The 14,098-nt window shown below is 63.2% G+C and carries 12 protein-coding genes; 7 read left to right on the top strand and 5 right to left on the bottom strand.

From position 1 onward, the window contains the following. Genes PspTeo4_RS25745 through PspTeo4_RS25730 form a run of 4 tightly spaced genes read left to right on the top strand, consistent with a single transcriptional unit; the run spans nt 1 to nt 4,135 of the window. Complete coding sequence (locus PspTeo4_RS25745) at nt 1-1,041, top strand: agmatine deiminase family protein (protein WP_322366546.1); 1,041 nt, start codon at nt 1-3, stop codon at nt 1,039-1,041. Then, on the top strand, nt 1,038-1,940 hold the full coding sequence (gene aguB, locus PspTeo4_RS25740; RefSeq protein WP_322366545.1) for an N-carbamoylputrescine amidase: 903 nt from the start codon (nt 1,038-1,040) through the stop codon (nt 1,938-1,940). The genes PspTeo4_RS25745 and aguB overlap by 4 nt, the downstream gene beginning before the upstream one ends. Then, on the top strand, nt 1,937-3,022 hold the full coding sequence (locus tag PspTeo4_RS25735) for an extracellular solute-binding protein (RefSeq protein ID WP_322366544.1): 1,086 nt from the start codon (nt 1,937-1,939) through the stop codon (nt 3,020-3,022). The genes aguB and PspTeo4_RS25735 overlap by 4 nt, the downstream gene beginning before the upstream one ends. A gap of 3 nt (nt 3,023-3,025) precedes the next feature. Then, entirely contained in the window at nt 3,026-4,135 is a 1,110-nt protein-coding gene (locus PspTeo4_RS25730) for an agmatine deiminase family protein (RefSeq protein WP_322366543.1), read from the top strand. A 27-nt stretch (nt 4,136-4,162) separates the two neighbouring features. Here PspTeo4_RS25730 and PspTeo4_RS25725 read toward each other — a convergent pair whose 3' ends face one another. Continuing rightward, nucleotides 4,163-4,453 (bottom strand): PepSY domain-containing protein, encoded by a 291-nt coding sequence (locus tag PspTeo4_RS25725; RefSeq protein WP_322366542.1) that lies wholly within the window; start codon nt 4,451-4,453, stop codon nt 4,163-4,165. A gap of 220 nt (nt 4,454-4,673) precedes the next feature. Here PspTeo4_RS25725 and PspTeo4_RS25720 point away from each other — a divergent pair, with 220 nt between their 5' ends. Continuing rightward, nucleotides 4,674-5,852, top strand: a complete 1,179-nt coding sequence (locus PspTeo4_RS25720; protein ID WP_322366541.1) for an acetyl-CoA C-acetyltransferase — start codon at nt 4,674-4,676, stop codon at nt 5,850-5,852. A 126-nt stretch (nt 5,853-5,978) separates the two neighbouring features. Here PspTeo4_RS25720 and metE read toward each other — a convergent pair whose 3' ends face one another. Then, nucleotides 5,979-8,282, bottom strand: coding sequence for a 5-methyltetrahydropteroyltriglutamate--homocysteine S-methyltransferase (metE, locus tag PspTeo4_RS25715; RefSeq protein WP_322366540.1), 2,304 nt, complete (start codon nt 8,280-8,282; stop codon nt 5,979-5,981). A gap of 265 nt (nt 8,283-8,547) precedes the next feature. Here metE and PspTeo4_RS25710 point away from each other — a divergent pair, with 265 nt between their 5' ends. Continuing rightward, nucleotides 8,548-10,056, top strand: coding sequence for a methylenetetrahydrofolate reductase C-terminal domain-containing protein (locus tag PspTeo4_RS25710; protein ID WP_322366539.1), 1,509 nt, complete (start codon nt 8,548-8,550; stop codon nt 10,054-10,056). Here PspTeo4_RS25710 and yjiA read toward each other — a convergent pair. The 3 genes from yjiA to PspTeo4_RS25695 form a co-directional block, all read right to left on the bottom strand. Next, on the bottom strand, nt 9,992-10,969 hold the full coding sequence (yjiA, locus tag PspTeo4_RS25705; protein ID WP_322366538.1) for a GTPase: 978 nt from the start codon (nt 10,967-10,969) through the stop codon (nt 9,992-9,994). The genes PspTeo4_RS25710 and yjiA overlap by 65 nt on opposite strands. Before the next feature lie 131 nt (nt 10,970-11,100). After that, on the bottom strand, nt 11,101-11,298 hold the full coding sequence (locus PspTeo4_RS25700; RefSeq protein ID WP_013974210.1) for a YbdD/YjiX family protein: 198 nt from the start codon (nt 11,296-11,298) through the stop codon (nt 11,101-11,103). Between the two features lie 18 nt (nt 11,299-11,316). Continuing rightward, nucleotides 11,317-13,383, bottom strand: a complete 2,067-nt coding sequence (locus PspTeo4_RS25695) for a carbon starvation CstA family protein (protein WP_322366537.1) — start codon at nt 13,381-13,383, stop codon at nt 11,317-11,319. A 167-nt stretch (nt 13,384-13,550) separates the two neighbouring features. Between PspTeo4_RS25695 and PspTeo4_RS25690 the strand changes: the two genes are divergently transcribed. Next, entirely contained in the window at nt 13,551-13,913 is a 363-nt protein-coding gene (locus PspTeo4_RS25690; protein ID WP_322366536.1) for a PilZ domain-containing protein, read from the top strand. Nucleotides 13,914-14,098: the final 185 nt, after the last annotated feature.

The following is a 14,098-nucleotide window of genomic DNA, read 5'->3' as shown; positions in this document are numbered from 1 at the left end:
ATGGACCTGTCCCTCGACAGCGGCTGGCGCATGCCCGCCGAATGGGCCCGCCACGCTGCTACCTGGATGATCTGGCCGCACAATCAGGCACTGTGGGAAGGCGGCTGGCATGTGCAGCTCGCCGACGTGCAGCGTGACTATGCCCGCGTCGCTGCCGCCATCGCCCGTTTCGAGCCGGTGAAAATGGTCGTCGACCCGTCTGCACTGGCCAGCGCTCGCGCCCTGTGCGGTGCCAACATCGAACTGATCGAACTGGCGGTGGACGATAGCTGGTGCCGCGACAGCGGCCCAAGTTTCGTGTGCCATCCGCAGCATGGCCTGGCGGGCCTGAGCTGGCGTTTCAACGCCTGGGGCGGCAAGTCGCACCATGCTCACGACCGCAGCCTCGGCCGACGCATCCTCGATCACCTGGGCCTCGAAGGGTTCAGCACGCCCTTGTGCAACGAAGGCGGCGCCATCCATGTGGACGGCGAAGGCACGCTGATCACCACCGAATCGGTGCTGCTCAACCCCAACCGCAACCCAGGCATCAGCAAGGCCGAATTCGAGCAGTGCTTCGCCCGTCACCTGGGCATTCGCAAGACCATCTGGCTGCCGGGCGACCCTCAGTACGTCACCGGAGACATGACCGACGGCCATGTCGACGGTGTATGTGCGTTCGCCCGCCCCGGCGTGCTGCTGGTCGACGCCACTCATGAACAAGGTTCGGTGTACGCCGACGTGGTGCGAGAGAACCGCCGCGCCCTGGAGCTGGCCACCGACGCACAGGGCCGGCATTTCGAACTGCTCGACCTGTACGAAGCCAGTGCCGCGGTCGATCAGGATGCCGAAGTGTTCTGCGCCTCCTACACCAACTTCTACATCGCCAATGGCGCGATCATCATGCCGGCCTACGGCATCGATGCCGATCAGGCCGCCGCAGACCAACTGGCCCACGCCTTCCCCGGACGGGAAATCGTGCCGGTGCGCATCGACCACATCGCCCACGGCGGTGGCGGCATCCACTGCATCACCCAGCAACAGCCAGAGGTACGCCCATGAGCCTGCTGCGCATCGCCACCACCCAGATGCCCTGTGACTGGAACCTGCCAGGCAACCTGAACCGCGCCGAGCAACTGGTGCGCCAGGCCGCCGCCCAAGGCGCACAGGTCATTCTGTTGCAGGAGTTGTTCGCCACGCCGTACTTCTGCATCGAGCAGGACCACCGGCACCAGGCACTTGCCGAGCCCTATCCGCACAGCCCGATCCTGCAACGCTTCGCGGCCCTTGCCAGGGAGCTGGGCGTGGTCCTGCCGCTGAGCTGGTTCGAGCGGGCCGGCAATGCCTTCTTCAACTCGCTGACTGTGGCAGATGCCGATGGCCAGCTGCTTGGCGTGTACCGCAAGACCCACATCCCCAACGCCATCGGCTACCAGGAGAAAGAGTACTTCAGCCCCGGCGACACGGGTTTCAAGGTCTGGGACACCGCCTTCGGCCGCCTGGGCATCGGCATCTGCTGGGACCAGTGGTTCCCCGAAACCGCCCGCTGCCTGGCGCTGATGGGGGCTGAAGTGCTGCTGTTCCCCACCGCCATCGGCTCCGAGCCCGGCGCCGCCGAACTGGACTCGCGCGACCACTGGCAGATCGCCATGCGCGGCCATGCCGCCGCCAACCTGCTGCCCGTGGTCGCCGCCAACCGTGTCGGCCAGGAAGTCGCTGGCAGCGATGAAACGTTGAGCATGCAGTTCTACGGTTCATCGTTCATCTGCGACCACAAAGGTGCCCTGCTTGCCGAAGCCGACCGCAACAGCACAGGCATCTGGCTGCACGACCTGGACCTTGCGCGCATGCGCGAGGACCGCCTGAGCTGGGGCGTCTACCGTGACCGCCGCCCGGAAATGTACGCGCCGCTGCTCACCCTGGACGGCAGCCACCCACACATCGCGAGGGCCCGAGCATGAAACTGCCACTTCTGGCTGCACTGGCCCTGGCGATCGGCACCAGCCAGGCCCAGGCAGAACAGCCAACCCTGCGCTTGTACAACTGGGCCGACTATTTCGCCGAAGACACGCTCAAACAGTTCACCGCCGAGACTGGCATTCAGGTGATCTACGACGTCATGGACGGCAGCGAAGTGCTCGAGGCCAAGTTGATGTCCGGGCGCAGCGGCTATGACTTGGTATTCCCCGGCGACACCGTGGCCGAGCGGTTGATGCGGGCCGGCAGCCTGCAACCGCTGGACCACAGCCGCCTGGAAGCGCTCGACGATGTCGAACCCGGCTTGCGCAAGCTTCACGCGCAATACCCCAAGGCCAGCCAGGCCACGGTGCCTTACACCTGGGGCACCATCGGCCTGACATCGAACGCCGACAAGGTGCGCCAGCGCATGCCCGATGCCCAGCTGGACAACCTCGACCTGCTGTTCAAACCCGAGCTGGCGGCCAAGTTCGCCGACTGCGGCATCTCGATCATCGACTCGCCCGACGAAGTACTGGCCGTAGTCCTCAACTACCTGGGCCGCGAGCCGCGCAGCGCCAAGCGTGAAGACCTGGCCGCAGCCAGCGAACTGCTCAAGGCGGTACGGCCTTACATCCGCAAGTTCCAGTCCCAGCCAGTGACCGAGCTGGTGAACGAGAACCTGTGCCTGTCGCTGGGTTACAGCGGCGACGTGATTCAAGCCCAGCGCACCGCCAGCGCCGCCGGCAAGGCCCTGGACTTCCAGTACCGCGTCCCCCGCCAGGGCACCACGGTGTGGATGGACACCATGGCCATACCTGCCGATGCCAAGCACCCCGAGTACGCCTATCGTTTCATCAACTTCGTCATGCGCCCGGAAAACATGGCCGCGATCAGCAACTTCACCGGCTACCCGACGGCCAGTGCCAAAGCCCGCCTGGCGGTGGACCCGCACATGCGCGACAACCCCGACATCTACCTCGACGAAGCCACCTATGCCCGGCTGATTCCGGGCCGGGATATCCCCCAGGCCGACATGCGCGCGCGCATGCGGGTGTGGACACGCTTCAAGACCGCACAGGACTGAGACATGCCAAGCCGTAGAACCTTTCTGCAACTGTCATTGGCCGCAGGCCTTGGGGCCGGCTTCGGGCTACCGCTGGGCCTGGCGAGGGCCAATGAGCCGGGGCGCTGGTTCATGCCCGACGAGGGCGAGCCGCAGCAGCGTGCGTTCATTGCCTTCGGCGCCCAGGACGCAATCTGGGAGGACTTCACCACCGACGTGCAGGCCGCTCTCGGTCGAATCGCCCAGGCCATCGCCCGCTACCAGCCTGTCACCGTGTTCTGCCGTGCCAGCGAACGTGAGCTGGCCATGCGGCACTGCGGCAACCACAACACCCAGTTCGTGACCTGCGAGCTGGACGATATCTGGATGCGCGACATCGGCGCCAACTTCGTCGTCGACGATGACGGCGCCCTGGCCGCGGTGGACTTCAACTTCAATGGCTGGGGCAACAAGCAACGCCACCGCAACGATGCCCAGATGGCCAAGCGGGTGGCCGCTCTGGCGAACGCGCGGTATCAACGCAGCGAACTGGTGGGTGAAGGCGGCGCGATCGAAGTGGACGGCCACGGTACCGGCATCATGACCGAGAGCAGCTGGGTCAACGCCAACCGCAACAAAGGCTGGAGCAAGAGCGAGGTGGAGGCCGAACTCAAGGAACGCCTTGGCTTGAACACGGTGATCTGGCTTCCGGGCATCGCGGGCGAGGACATCACTGACGGGCATGTGGACTTCTATGCCCGCTTCGTACGACCGGGCGTGGTGATTGCCAACCTGGACAACGACCCCGACTCCTACGACTACGAGGTCACTCGAAAACACCTGGGCATTCTCAAGCAAGCCACCGATGCCGAAGGCCGTCGGTTGCAGGTCCATGTGGTGTCACCGCCAACGAAGGGCCGGCGCAACAGATTCAGCAAGGGCAACCCGGACTTCGCGGCCGGCTATATCAACTATTTCGTGATCAACGGCGCGGTCATCGCCCCGCAATTCGGGGATTCACAAGCGGACGAGAAAGCGCGGGCATTGCTCGCGCAGTTGTATCCGCGGCGAGACATCGTGCAGTTGGACATCGACGCGATTGCGGCGGGTGGCGGGGGCATTCACTGCGTAACCCATCAATGCCCCGCCGTGTGATCCAACTCGCGTTGGCGAAGGCAGACCTCAGTAGCTCGACTTGGACTCTTCCTTGTCCTCGTACTCGGTCTTCACCGCCTTGCCCGAGACCGGGTCATAGTAAATCTCGACCTTGCGCCCGTCCTTGTCGAGGCCGTAGATCTCGTAGCAGTTGCCTTTGGTGACCTTGAACTTGTTGATCGTGTAACCCTGCTCGTCCAAATGAGCCTGAAACTTTTCCTGATCTTGCCAGGTACTGCGATCAGCGGTGGTGCACTGGGTGGCGGCGAAGGCACTGCTGCTGCCGATTAGCAGGGTGAGGACGACGAGGGTACGCATGGCATTGGGCTCCAGTGTGTTGAGTGATACTGCACGATGCGTGGCCAAGCCTCACAAGCTTAGCCTGCCGTTCCACGTGATGAGGCCCATTCTCAACGCCAAACACTCATTTGTTTTTCATATGAATGCCAAAGAAAAACAAACTTAACAAATGAACCCAACCCACCGATGCTGGCGGTAATGCGCCTGCCCGGCGCCCCCTTGCCCGGAGAACAACAAGATGAACGACGTGGTAATCGTCGCCGCAACCCGCACCGCCATCGGCAGCTTCCAGGGCGCCTTGGCCAACGTGTCCGCCGTCGACCTTGGCGCGGCCGTGATCAAGCAGCTGCTGGCACAAACCCAGCTTGACCCGGCCCAGGTCGACGAAGTAATCCTCGGCCAGGTGCTCACGGCCGGCGCAGGCCAGAACCCTGCCCGTCAGGCTGCGATCAAGGCCGGCCTGCCCTACAGCGTGCCGGCGCTGACCCTGAACAAGGTGTGCGGCTCGGGCCTGAAGGCCCTGCACCTGGCCGCCCAGGCGATTCGCTGTGGCGATGCAGAAGTGGTGATTGCCGGCGGCCAGGAGAACATGAGCCTGGCGCCCTATGTCATGCCGTCGGCCCGCACCGGCCAGCGCATGGGCCATGGCCAGCTGATCGACAGCATGATCACCGATGGCCTGTGGGATGCGTTCAACGACTACCACATGGGCATCACCGCCGAAAACCTGGTGGACAAGTACGGCCTCAGCCGTGAACAGCAGGACGCCTTCGCCGCCGAATCCCAGCGCAAGGCCGTGGCCGCCATCGAGTCTGGGCGCTTCCAGGACGAGATCACCCCGATCGTGCTGCCGCAGAAAAAAGGTGACCCCAAGGTCTTCGACCGTGACGAGCAACCACGTCCCGACACCACCGCAGACTCCCTGGCCAAGTTGCGCCCTGCGTTCAAGAAGGACGGCAGCGTGACCGCCGGCAACGCCTCCAGCCTCAATGACGGCGCCGCCGCCGTACTGCTGATGAGCGCCAGCAAAGCCCAGTCCCTGGGCCTGCCGGTACTGGCGAAGATCACCGCCTACGCCAGCGCGGGCGTGGACCCGGCGATCATGGGCATTGGCCCGGTGTCCGCCACCCAGCGTTGCCTGGACAAGGCCGGCTGGCAGCTGGCCGATCTGGACCTGATCGAGGCCAACGAGGCGTTCGCGGCACAGGCATTGGCGGTGGGCAAGGCGCTGGAGTGGGATGCCGAAAAGGTCAACGTCAATGGCGGGGCGATTGCCCTGGGCCACCCGATTGGCGCGTCGGGCTGCCGAGTGCTGGTGACGTTGCTGCACGAGATGATCAAGCGCGATGCGAAGAAAGGGCTGGCTACCTTGTGCATTGGTGGCGGGCAGGGTGTTGCCCTGGCAATCGAGCGCTGATTCAGGGCTGGTTCGGTCAATTCCGTCCCTTTCGCGGGTAAACCCGCTCCCACAGGTGCGCCGCAGCTGTTGAAAGCTGCGGTGTTCCTGTGGGAGCGGGTTTACCCGCGAAGAGGCTGGCGCGATTTACAGGGTTCTGCGCAGCTCCTGCGCCGCAGCAACCATATTCACCAGCGCCGCTTCGGTTTCCGGCCAGCCACGGGTCTTCAGCCCACAGTCCGGATTCACCCACAGCCGTTCGGCCGGAATCCGCTGCGCCGCCTTGCGCAGCAACTTGACCATCTCTTCACGGCTTGGCACCCGCGGCGAGTGGATGTCATACACACCTGGGCCGATTTCGTTCGGGTAATCGAACTTCTCGAAGGCTTCCAGCAGCTCCATGTCCGAACGCGATGTCTCGATGGTGATCACGTCCGCGTCCATGGCGGCGATCGACTCGATCACGTCATTGAACTCGCTGTAGCACATGTGGGTGTGGATCTGGGTCTCATCCCGCACACCCGAAGCGCACAGGCGGAAAGCCTCGGTCGCCCACTCCAGGTAAGCCGCCCAGGCACTGCGACGTAGCGGCAAGCCTTCGCGGAACGCCGCTTCGTCGATCTGCACGATCTTGATGCCGGCGGCCTCAAGGTCGACCACCTCGTCGCGAATGGCCAGGGCCAGTTGGCGGGCCTGCACTTCGCGGCTCACGTCTTCGCGGGGGAAGGACCACATCAGCATGGTCACCGGGCCAGTCAACATACCCTTCATCACCTTGTCGGTGAGGCCTTGGGCGTACTTGATCCAGCCCACGGTCATGGCCTTCGGGCGGCTCAGGTCGCCGAAGATGACGGCCGGTTTCACGCAGCGCGAACCGTAGCTCTGTACCCAGCCGAAGCGAGTGAACACATAGCCGTCCAACTGCTCGGCGAAATACTCGACCATGTCGTTGCGCTCGGCCTCACCGTGTACCAACACATCCAGGCCCAGGTTTTCCTGGATCTGCACGGCATGACGGATCTCGCTCTGCATCGCTTCGATGTACTCGGACTCGGTCAGCTTGCCCTGCTTGAATGACTGTCGGGCCAGACGGATCGCCGATGTCTGCGGGAACGAACCGATGGTCGTGGTCGGGTAGGCCGGCAGGTCCAGGCCTGCACGCTGTTTGGCGATACGTTGCTCGAAGGCCGATTGACGCTGACTGTCGGCAGGCTTGATAGCCGCCAGACGGGCCTGCACCGCTGGTTTGTGGATGCGCGGCGAAGCAGCGCGGCCGGCCTGGATTGCGCGGCTGCGCTCCAGGGCAGCAACCACGTCCGCGGCCGTTGGCTCGTTGACCGCCTTGGTCAGCACGGCCACTTCCTGGCACTTCTGCACGGCGAAGGCCAACCAGCTCTTGAGCTCGGCATCGAGCTTGTCTTCACGGGCCAGGTCGACCGGGCTGTGCAGCAGCGAGCAGGATGGCGCAACCCACAGGCGATCGCCCAGGCGTTCCGCGGCGTGCTGCAGCAAAGCAAGGGCTTTTTCCAGATCGCAGGCCCAGACATTGCGCCCGTTCACTAGCCCCAGCGACAAGACTTTGTAGGTGGGCAGGCGGTCGAGGATGGTCGGGTATTGGTCAGGCGCACGTACCAGGTCGATGTGCAGGCCGTCGACCGGCAGGTTGGCGGCCAGGCCAAGGTTTTCTTCCAGCCCACCGAAGTAGGTGGCGATCAGTTTCTTCAACGGTGCGCGTTGCAGGATGTTGTAGACGCGCTCGTAGGCGTTCTTCCATTCCTGTGGCAAGTCCAGCACCAGGATCGGCTCGTCGATCTGCACCCATTCCACGCCTTGGGCGGCCAAACGGTTGAAGATTTCATCGTAGAGCGGCAGCAGACGGTCGAGCAGGTCCAGCTTGTCGAAGTCGATACCCTTGGTCTTGCCAAGCCACAGATAGGTCAGCGGGCCGATCACCACCGGCTTGACCGCATGGCCCAAGGCCCTGGCCTCCTCGACTTCTTCGAACAACTGCTCCCAGCTCAGGGCGAACTGTTGGTCGACAGTGAATTCAGGGACCAGATAGTGGTAGTTGGTGTCGAACCACTTCGTCATTTCCTGGGCGTGGGCACCGCCGCAGCAGCTTTCACCGTGGCCGCTCGCTACGGCGCCTCGGGCCATGGCGAACAGGGTCTGCAGGGTCGGCTTGGCACCGCCGTGCCCACGGAAGCGCTCGGGAATCACGCCGAAAGTCAGCGAGTGAGTGAGGACCTGGTCGTACCAGGCGAAGTCGCCGACCGGCAGCAGGTCGATGCCGGCATCCTTCTGCAGCTGCCAGTGGCTGGCACGCAGCTGACGGCCTACGGCGCGCAGGCCGGTTTCGTCCAGCTCGCCTTTCCAGAAGGCCTCCTGGGCTTTTTTCAGTTCGCGATCGCGGCCGATACGCGGGAAGCCCAGGTTGTGTGCCAGTGCCATGTCTTGTCCCTCAGAATGCATAAGTGAATGAGGGAATTTTCAGGCAAGGGCTATCTTGAGACAAACTCATTAAATTTGAGATGAACTCAAGATTTGTTCATGATTGGCTAATTGTGCTGTTTGAACTGGCCACATCGCCGGCAAGCCGGCTGCTACGCGGGCGGTGTCGGGCTTTGTCTCGTTCGAAACAATTCCCTGCGCATTCAGACATGGCCCTGCCCCCTGCCTGCCGCACAATGTGCCCCTGCCCCAACCAGGTGACCCCATGAGCCTGCTGAAAACGGCGCTGCGCGAAAACACCTTCGTCTGCGTCATGGAGTTCGTTCCCAAGCCCTCCGCGCAACGCTTTGCTGCCATGGAAGCGATCATGGCCCGCGCGCACCTGTGTGGCTGGCCCATGACCGTGGCGATTGGCGACCGCGTCGGCAGCCCGCTGGACCTCTCGCCCCTGGATGCCTTGTCCAGCTTCAGCACGCCTGTCCCTGCCCTGCCCCACTTCTCCGGCAAGGACCGTGAACGCCACCACCTGCTTGCCCAGTTGCAACGCATGGACGCCGCCGGCCTCGATCAATTGCTGCTGCTCACTGGCGACCGCCTGCCAGGCCATCAGCCCGGCGAACGCCCAGTCCGCTACCTGGAATCGGTTGCCGCCTTGCAGATTGCCCGCCAGGCCTGCCCTCACTGGTTGCTCGGTGCGGCCCTCAACCCATTCAAATACCGCGAGGAAGAAGGCGGCGCGCAATACCTCAAGGCCGAGAAGAAACTTGCTGCGGGGGCCGACTTCCTCACCTTGCAGCTTGGCTTCGATGCCAGCAAACACCAGGAAGCGGTGCGCTGGATGAGCCGTCAGGCCTCCCCAAAACCACTACTGGCCTGCCTGATGAGCCTCACCCACGGGCGTGCCACGATGCTCGACCATGTGGCGGGGGTTATCGTCACGCCCTCGATGCGCGCCATGCTCGAAGCCGAAACGGCCGTGTCCAAAGCCTATGCCCAGGCACGCAGCGTCGACCGCCTGGCCCTGCAGATCATCGGGGTGAAGTTGATGGGGTACGCCGGAGTACACCTGTCGGGCATTCATGAACTCAAGCAGTTGCTTGAACTGGAGCAGCGCATCGATCACTGGCAGGCGTGCATTCACTCGCTTGAACAGTGGACGCCGGCCTGGAACGCCAGCTGGCAGATGCCTGGCCTGCCAGCGGTGAGTTTCCACCCCCCGGAAAGCAACTGGCGCCTCGGTGAGTCGAGAATCACTGCCTCACGCCGCGAAACGGCACGCTACCACCTTCTGCATGGCATGCATGCGCTGCTGTTCAACCGCCAGAACCTGTTGAGCAAGGCCTTCGGCTGGGCCGTCCGCCTGCCGCTTTGGCAAAGTGCCAAAGGCGCACAACTGCTGCATCGCCTGGAGCGCAGCGTCAAACGCCCGCTGCTGGGCTGCGACACCTGCGGCCGCTGCCGCCTGGAAGACACGCTCTACATCTGCCCGGAGACCTGCCCCAAGGGGCTGGCCAACGGCCCATGCGGCGGCACCTCGCTCAACCGCTGCGAATTCGGCGACCGCGAGTGCATCCACAGCGTGAAATACCGCACCGCCAAGGCCGTGGCGCAAACTGCGGTGCTGAGCGAGCGGCTGATCCCGTGCATCGAAGTCCAAAGCCGCCATCACAGTTCGTGGCCGCAGTGGTTCGATGCACAGGCGCCTCGGGTCAATGCGCGCTCAACGCCTCGAAGCCTGCCCGAATCGTCTCCTCCGGCAGCTCATCGGCAATGAACACCATCACGCTCTCACGTGCTTCACCCTCGGCCCACTCGGCATCCCAGTCGAAACCATAGAGCTTGAGTACGCCCTGGAACACCAGGCGGCGCGACTCACCTGCGATGTTCAGCACGCCTTTGTAGCGCAGCAACTGCTTGCCGTGGTCTTCCAGCAACGCGTTCATGAAGTCACTGAGCCGGTCGATGTCCAGCGGTGTTTCGGTGCGCAGCACCAGGGTCGAGATACGGTCCGGGGTGGCGGGTTTGAGCACCGGGCGCAGGGTTGCTTTCAGGCTGCCGCCAAGATCGGGGTTGAGGTTGAAGCCTCGCACATCGAGCAGCTCGGCCAGGTCGATGCGGCCATGCTCCACCACCCGGATGGATGCCCGGCCGTTGATGCGCGCCAGTCGCTCGCGCAGCGCCTCCACTGTCGCCGGTTCGACCAGGTCGGTCTTGCTCAGCAGCAGGCGGTCGGCAAAACCGACCTGTGCCTGGGCGATGGCCTGGGTCAGGTGCACGTCGGCGTGGGCGGCGTCGACCAGGGTGATGATGCCGTCGAGGATGTAGCGATCACGCAGTTCCTCGTCGATGAAGAAGGTCTGGGCCACGGGGGCCGGGTCGGCCAGGCCGGTACACTCGATCACCAGGCGGTCGAAGGCGATTTCGCCGGCATCCAGGCGTTCGAGCAACAGGTACAGGGCGCGGGTGAGGTCACCGTGGATGCTGCAGCACACGCAGCCATTGGCCAAGGTCATGACCTGCACGGGTTCGTCACCCAGCAGCTGGCTGTCGATGCCGGCCTCGCTGAATTCGTTCTCGATCACGGCAATCTTCAGGCCGTGCTCGGCCTTTAGCATGTACTTGAGCAAGGTGGTCTTGCCGGCACCGAGAAAGCCGGTCAGCACGGTAACGGGAATCGGCGTTTGCACGCGGAATATCTCCTTGGCGGAAAAAACAGCGGCCTCATCGCCGGCAAGCCGGCTCCCACAGGTACAGCGCAGATCCTGTAGGAGCCAGCTTGCCGGCGATGAGGCCGGGACAAGCTAGCAGAGGTCGATGTTCAACAGCACTTGGGTCCGGACTTGCCGCCGTAACGCGCCTCCTGGCGTTCCCGGAAGAACTCCTCGTACGTCATCACCGGCTTGTCCGGGTGCTTGGTCTGCATGTGCTCGACATAGTTGTCGTAGTCGGGCATGCCGACCATCAGGCGGGCTGCCTGCCCCAGGTACTTACCCAGTCGACCCAGGTCGTTGAACATCACGGCATTCCTCTTGGGTTAAGCGTCAGGCAGAGCCTGGAACGGGGTTTCCTTGTCGGTGCGTTCCTTGCGACCCAGGGCGGCGAAGCCGACCTTGATGGCGAAGAACAGCACGCTGAACACCACCAGCAGGAACAGCACGGTCAGGCCGGCGTTGGTGTAGGCGTTGAAGATCACATGCTGCATCTGGCCGATGTCCTTGGCCGGGGCCAGTACCTGGCCAGCGTCCAGAGCAGTGCTGTACTTCTTGGCCAGGGCCAGGAAGCCGACTGCCGGGTTCGGGTCGAACAGCTTGATCAGGCCTGCGGTGGTGGTGCAGATCAGCAGCCACACAGCCGGCAGCAGGGTGACCCAGACGTAGCGCTGGCGCTTCATCTTGATCAGCACCACGGTGCCCAGCATCAGGGCGATACCGGCCAGCATCTGGTTGGAGATGCCGAACAGCGGCCACAGGGTGTTGATGCCACCCAGCGGGTCGATCACGCCCTGGTACAGCAGGTAACCCCACAGCGCCACACAGCCTGCGGTGCCGATCAGGTTGGCGGTCCACGACTCGGTGCGCTTCAGGGCTGGCACGAAGCTGCCCAGCAGGTCCTGCAGCATGAAGCGGCCAGCACGGGTACCGGCGTCCACCGCGGTGAGGATGAATAGCGCTTCGAACAGGATCGCGAAGTGGTACCAGAAGGCCATGGTGTTCTCACCCGGCAGCACCTGGTGCAGGATCTGCGCAATACCCACCGCCAGGGTCGGCGCACCACCGGCACGGGCCAGGACGGTGTGTTCGCCAATGTCACGAGCAGTGGCTTCCAGCTGCTCGGGGGTAATCATGAAGCCCCAGCTGCTGACCGTTTGCGCCACCGTAGCGACGTCGGCACCGACCACTGCGGCCGGGCTGTTCATGGCGAAGTACACACCCGGCTCGATCACCGAAGCGGCGACCATGGCCATGATGGCGACGAACGACTCCATCAGCATGCCGCCGTAGCCGATGTAACGGGCGTTGGTTTCGTTGTCCAGCAGCTTGGGCGTGGTCCCCGAGGAGATCAGCGCGTGGAAACCGGACACCGCGCCACAGGCGATGGTGATGAACAGGAACGGGAACAGGGTGCCCTTCCACACAGGGCCGGTACCGTCGGTGAACTGGGTCAGCGCTGGCATTTTCAGCTCGGGCGCGATGATCAGGATACCGATGGCCAGGCCGACGATGGTGCCGATCTTGAGGAAGGTCGACAGGTAGTCACGCGGTGCCAGCACCAGCCAGACAGGCAGCACGGCCGCGACGAAGCCATAGCCCACCAGCATCCAGGTGATCTGCACGCCGGTGAAGGTGAACGCCGGGCCCCAGACCGGATCTGCGGCAATCTGGCCCCCCAGCCAGATCGACGCCAGCAGCAGGACTACGCCGATGACCGAGATCTCGCCGATGTGGCCCGGGCGGATGTAGCGCATGTAGATGCCCATGAACATCGCGATCGGGATGGTCGCCATCACCGTGAACATGCCCCATGGGCTTTCGGCCAGGGCCTTGACCACGATCAGCGCCAGCACCGCGAGGATGATGATCATGATCAGGAAGCAACCGAACAGGGCGATGGTCCCAGGAATGCGGCCCATCTCCTCGCGCACCATGTCGCCCAGCGAGCGACCGTTGCGGCGGGTGGACAGGAACAGGACCATGAAGTCCTGCACCGCACCGGCCAGCACCACGCCGGCAATCAGCCACAGCGTGCCGGGCAAATAGCCCATTTGCGCAGCCAGAACCGGGCCGACCAAGGGGCCTGCACCAGCGATGGCGGCGAAGTGGTGACCGAAAAGAATGTGCTTGTTGGTCGGGACGTAGTCCAGGCCGTCGTTGTTGAGTACCGCCGGGGTGGCCCGCCGGGGGTCGAGTTGCATCACCTTGGTGGCGATGAACAGGCTGTAGTAGCGATAGGCGACCAGGTAGATGGCCACTGCCGCGACCACGATCCACAAGGCGTTGATCGCCTCGCCGCGACGCAGGGCAACCACGCCCAGCGCGCAGGCGCCTATGACTGCCAGCGCCAACCACGGAATGTGGCGTAGCAGGCTATTATTGTTGTTCATGGTTTGCTTCCAGCTGGTGGATTGGAAAAGACCGCCCATCGAGTCTAGGGCGTGTCATCGCGCATTGCCATACCTGCTTTGGCCTAGAGCCTCTGCGGCCAGTTTGTGACAGCTGATTTCTCTACAGGAATAACTATAGTCAGGTTGAACCCTCGAGGGCTTTCACCATGAGCGAACACGACGAACGCCGCCGCTTTCAGCGCATCGACTTCGATGCCCCCACCGAACTGCGCCAGGGCGATCGCCGTTGGCCGGTAAAACTGATCGATTTGTCGCTCAAGGGCCTGCTGATCGAATGCCCCAAACCCTGGGATGCCGACCTGACCCAGGATTTCGATGCAATCATCGAACTCGACCCGGAAAATCTTGTGCAGATGCAGGTGGAACTACGCCACGAAGAACCCACCCGCCTCGGCTTCGTCTGCCTCTATATCGATATTGAATCGCTGACCCATCTGCACCGTCTTGTGGAACTCAACGTGGCCGACAGCACCGAAATGATGCGTGAACTGCGCGAACTCATCGAATAATGAAATCTCTTAGCTAGCTATCGTAGTTCCCACTTCGCGTTTCTTGTCTACACAGACAGCTTTCAGCTGGGCTTCCGACATTTTGTACACACCTCTCTGACACAGCTTTTCACAAGTTGGAACGCATTCTGCATTCACGGAATGTGCCCCTTGCGGGCACCTGTGTTTCTGCTCCAATCAAAAAA

It is taken from the genome of Pseudomonas sp. Teo4, assembly GCF_034387475.1.
In the GTDB taxonomy this organism is placed as follows: Bacteria; Pseudomonadota; Gammaproteobacteria; order Pseudomonadales; family Pseudomonadaceae; genus Aquipseudomonas.
The sequence above is the reverse complement of the archived record's forward strand: the minus strand, read 5'-3'. Positions and strand labels throughout refer to the sequence as shown.